The sequence below is a fragment of the Streptomyces sp. YS-3 genome, assembly GCF_045257485.1.
GTDB lineage: Bacteria > Actinomycetota > Actinomycetes > Streptomycetales > Streptomycetaceae > Streptomyces.
On sequence record NZ_JBJHPC010000662.1, the window covers coordinates 1 to 3,729 of the forward strand.

At 72.6% G+C, this 3,729-nt stretch carries 3 protein-coding genes and 1 pseudogene; all 4 read right to left on the minus strand.

Annotation, left to right across the window (positions count from 1 at the left end):
* Positions 1-258, minus strand: a pseudogene (locus tag ACJA3G_RS32795) (hypothetical protein); the annotation flags it as partial.
* A 149-nt stretch (positions 259-407) separates the two neighbouring features.
* Entirely contained in the window at positions 408-1,691 is a 1,284-nt protein-coding gene (locus ACJA3G_RS32800; protein WP_406556676.1) for a glutamate-5-semialdehyde dehydrogenase, read from the minus strand.
* A 274-nt stretch (positions 1,692-1,965) separates the two neighbouring features.
* Positions 1,966-2,451: a hypothetical protein gene (locus ACJA3G_RS32805; protein ID WP_406556677.1), complete on the minus strand. Its 486-nt coding sequence runs from the start codon at positions 2,449-2,451 to the stop codon at positions 1,966-1,968.
* Between the two features lie 148 nt (positions 2,452-2,599).
* Positions 2,600-3,727 carry a glutamate 5-kinase gene (proB, locus tag ACJA3G_RS32810; protein ID WP_406556678.1) on the minus strand — a complete coding sequence of 376 codons (1,128 nt, stop codon included), beginning with the start codon at positions 3,725-3,727 and terminating at the stop codon, positions 2,600-2,602.
* Positions 3,728-3,729 lie beyond the last annotated feature (2 nt).

Below are 3,729 nucleotides of genomic sequence, written 5' to 3' on the forward strand. Positions count from 1 at the left end.
GTAGGGGCCGGTGTCGCGGGTGGGGTAGGGGAAGTCGTCGTCGGCTCCCGCGCCGGCGCGTGCCCGGGCCGCTTCGGCCTCGGCGCGGGCTTGGGCAGCGGCCAACAGCCGTTCCACGGCGCTTGGTTCGTGGATCTGAGCGGCCCGTACGAAGTCCTCGTCGAAGACCACGGAGGCGAATGCGTCGTCCGCGCCTCCGCGGTCGTCGTCGGGCTCCCAGCCGTTCGGGAACGGCCTGCCCCCCACGTCGTCCGGCACGGGTTCAGCCTAGCCCCGTAGCGGATGTTTTGGGCAGGGAGTGTCCGAACTCTCCCCCTCGGGTGACACCCCGCGGGTGACACCCGGGGGTGACACGTCGGAGAGACCTCGGGCACCGCCTCGGGGGCCGGGCCGTGGGCCGGTCCCGGTCAGCGCACGTGTCCGTCGCCGGTGACGATGTACTTGGTGGAGGTGAGTTCCGGCAGGCCCATGGGGCCGCGGGCGTGGAGCTTCTGGGTGGAGATGCCGATCTCGGCGCCGAAGCCGAACTGGCCGCCGTCGGTGAAGCGGGTGGAGGCGTTCACGGCGACGGTGGTGGAGTCGACCAATTGGGTGAATCGGCGGGCGGCGGCCTGGGAGGTGGTGACGATCGCCTCGGTGTGGCCGGAGGTCCACTGCCGGATGTGGGCGACGGCGGCGTCGAGGGAGTCGACGACGGCGGCGGCGATGTCGTAGGAGAGGTATTCGGTCTCCCAGTCCTCGGCGGTGGCGGCGACGACGGTCGCCTTGCCGGACTCGGCGTAGGCCTGGACGCGCGGGTCGCCGTGGACGGTGACGCCGGCCTCGGCGAGTGCGTCGAGGGCGCGGGGCAGGAAGGCGTCGGCGATGTCCTGGTGGACGAGGAGGGTCTCGGCGGCGTTGCAGACGGAGGGGCGCGAGGCCTTGGAGTTGATGAGGATGTCGACGGCCATGTCGAGGTCGGCCTGGGCGTCCACGTAGACGTGGCAGTTGCCGGTGCCGGTCTCGATGACGGGGACGGTGGACTCCTCGACGACGGTGCGGATGAGGGAGGCTCCGCCGCGCGGGATGAGGACGTCCACGAGGCCGCGGGCGCGCATCAACTCGCGTACGGAGTCGCGGGATTCGCCGGGGACGAGCTGGACGGCGTCGGCGGGCAGTCCCGCGCCGGCGACGGCGTCGCGCAGGACGCGTACGAGTGCGGTGTTGGATTCGTACGCGGAGGAGGAGCCGCGCAGCAGGACGGCGTTGCCGGACTTGAGGCAGAGGGCGGCGGCGTCGACGGTGACGTTGGGCCGGGCTTCGTAGATGATGCCGACGACGCCGAGGGGGACCCTGATCTGGCGCAGGTCGATGCCGTTGGGGAGGGTGGAGCCGCGGACGACTTCGCCGACGGGGTCGGGGAGGGCGGCGACGTCGCGTACGTCGGAGGCGATGGCGCGGACGCGGTCGGGGGTGAGGGTGAGACGGTCGATGACGGTCTCGCTGGTGCCGGCGTCGCGGGCCTTGGCGGTGTCGAGGGCGTTGGCCTGGACGATCTCGTCGGTGCGGGCTTCGAGGGCGTCGGCGATGGCCAGGAGCGCGTTGTCCTTGGCCGAGCGCGGCAATGGCGCGATATCGGCGGCGGCCGTGCGGGCCCGGTGGGCGGCCTGGGTGACCGGGGACAGGTTCTCGTTGGGGGAAAACGCGCTCATGTCCGCAGGGTAGTGCGCCGGGCCGGAGTGTTCCGCACGGATTCCACGTGCCGAGACGCCGCTCTCACGGTCCGGTCGCGCGGGGCGCGCGGGGTGCCCGGGGCGTCCAGGTCGTCCGGGCCGTCCGGGCGCGCGGGCGCCCGCACCGTCCAGAACCGAGGCGYCCAGAACCGGCGCATCCACGACCGGCGCGTCCACGACCGGCCCCTGCCGAACCGGCCCCTCCCGAACCGGCGCGTCCACGACCGACCCCCCAGCGTCCAGCCCCCCTGTCTCAAAAGGGGTGGACGCCGACGGGTGCGGCCGGGGGTGGTCCGTAGCCCTCGGCGAGGCGCTGGTGGTAGGTCTCGCGGTCGATGACCTCCAGGCCGACGATCTCCCAGGGCGGGAGTTTGGCGGTGGAGCGGTGTTCGCCCCACAGGCGCAGGGCGACGGCCGCCGCGTCGTGCAGGTCGCGGGCCTCTTCCCAGTAGCGGATTTCGGCGTGGTCGCCGGCGTATCTGCTGGTCAGTAAGAAGGGGTGGTCGTGGGCGAGCTGCTCAAGGCCGCGGCGGACCTCTTTGAGGGGGGTTTCGGTGCCGGAGACGCTGAGGGTGATGTGCCAGAGCCTGGGGGTGTCCCCGGGCTTCTCCCGCTCCTCGGTCTGGGTGATGTCGGTCCCCGTGCCCACGCTGGTCAGGGTCCGCCCGTCCTCCCCCACGGTCCTGCGGGCGTGGGTTCCCCCGGCTCGGGGCGCCGCCCCCGGGCGCGCTCGTCTCACCGGCGGCCTCCTGTGATGCTGCGATGCGATGTCGTACCCCCCGCGGGTCACCCCCGCGAGTACCCCGAAACAAAGTTGACCAGTCCGGGCCGGGTCGCGGGGCGGTTTTCGTGAAGGTGTCGTTCCGAGGGCCGGACTTTCAGCCGTTTCAGGGGTGCAGGACGACCAGATCGTCCCTGTGTACGACTTCTCGCTCGTAGGCGGGACCGAGTTCGCGGGCGAGTTCGCGGGTGGAGCGGCCGAGGAGTTGCGGGATCTCCTTGGCGTCGAAGTTGACGAGGCCGCGGGCGACGGCGCGGCCGGTGGTGTCGCGGAGTTCGACGGGGTCGCCGGCGCTGAACTCGCCCTCGACGGCGGCGATTCCGGCGGGCAGGAGGGAGGAGTGGCGTTCGACGACGGCGGTGACGGCTCCGTCGTCGAGGACGAGGTGGCCCTGGGGGGTGGAGGCGTGGGCGAGCCAGAGGAGGCGGTCGGCGGAGCGGCGGCCGGTGGGGTGGAAGTACGTGCCGGTGTCGCGGCCGGCGAGGGCGTCGGCCGCGTGGCTGGCGGAGGTGAGGACGACGGGGATGCCGGCGGCGGCGGCGATGCGGGCGGCTTCGACTTTGGTGACCATGCCGCCGGTGCCGACGCCGGCTTTGCCGGCGCTGCCGATCTGTACGTGGGCGATGTCGTCGGGTCCGTGTACTTCACCGATGCGGGTGGTGCCGGGTTTGCTGGGGTCGCCGTCGTAGAGGCCGTCGACGTCGGAGAGGAGGACGAGGAGGTCGGCGCGGACGAGGTGGGCGACGAGCGCGGCGAGGCGGTCGTTGTCGCCGAAGCGGATCTCGTCGGTGGCGACGGTGTCGTTCTCGTTGACGACGGGCAGGGCGCCCATGGCGAGGAGCTGGTCGAGGGTGCGGTAGGCGTTGCGGTAGTGGGCGCGGCGGCTGGTGTCGTCGCTGGTGAGGAGGACTTGTCCGACGCGTACGCCGTAGCGGGCGAAGGAGGCGGTGTAGCGGGCGACGAGGAGGCCTTGGCCGACGCTGGCGGCGGCCTGCTGGCGGGCGAGGTCGGTGGGGCGGCGGCGCAGGCCGAGGGGGGCTAGTCCGGCGGCGATGGCGCCGGAGGAGACCAGCACTATCTCCTTCTCGCCGCCGCTGCGGGCTTTGGCGAGGACGTCGACGAGGGCGTCGACGCGGTCGGCGTCGAGGCCGCCGGAGGCGGTGGTGAGGGAGGACGAGCCCACCTTGACGACGATCCTGCGGGCCTGGGTCACGTACTGCCTTGCCACTGTCACAC